This window comes from Pontibacterium granulatum (assembly GCF_029961155.1).
GTDB classification, from domain to species: Bacteria; Pseudomonadota; Gammaproteobacteria; order Pseudomonadales; family Balneatricaceae; genus Pontibacterium; species Pontibacterium granulatum.
In genome coordinates this window covers 1-716 of record NZ_JASBRH010000063.1, presented here as the reverse complement: position 1 = coordinate 716, position 716 = coordinate 1, and the positions used below count along the sequence as shown (strand labels likewise).

Annotated in this window: 1 protein-coding gene; it reads left to right on the top strand. The window is 52.2% G+C overall.

Annotation, left to right across the window (positions count from 1 at the left end; all coding sequences use genetic code 11):
• Positions 1-716: hypothetical protein (locus QKW35_RS21375; protein ID WP_282356392.1), on the top strand; the 716-nt coding region annotated here is incomplete at both ends.

The following is a 716-nucleotide window of genomic DNA, read 5'->3' as shown; positions in this document are numbered from 1 at the left end:
GGTTCTAAAGACGTAAATGATATCAGCGAATGGCAAAGCACCGAAAACAACGTCGCACCTGACAAAGACCAGATTCTGGATGCTTTTGCGGCGGCCTACATTAACCCGGCTGATTATCCGCTTACTGGTACGCCTGTCCACGAAGCGGGCGACCGCATGCTTTACTTCGGCCTGGACCGTTTTGCTGTAAATGGTGATGCACAGGTCGGTTTCTGGTTCCTCAAAGGCCAGGTAAGCGTTGATATCGATATGGACCCCAACACAGCAGATCCATTTATCGGTAGCCATCAGGTAGGCGATATCCTGGTCCTGAGTGACTTCGTACAAGGCGGTAAAATCAGTGAGATCCGTGTCTTTGAATGGGTCGGTGGCAACAAGCCGCTGCTGGAACTTGGGTCTGGCGGTGACTGTAGCGAAGACCATGGGTTTGCTTGCGCAACGGTAAACAATCCTGAAGATGACAGCGGCTCACCTTGGCCATTTACGCCAAAAGCAGGTACAGCCGACGTATTCCCACAAGGCGCATTCTTTGAGGGTGGCATCAACCTGACCAAGCTGGGTGTGGAAGAGGGCTGTTTCAACACCTTTATCGCGGAAACCCGTTCGTCTCAGTCTGTGACCGCACAGCTGAAAGACTATGCGATGGGTGCATTCCCGCTCTGTCATGCAGAAGTGGCAACCCAGGTTCACGATAAAGACCACAACGACATCACCTT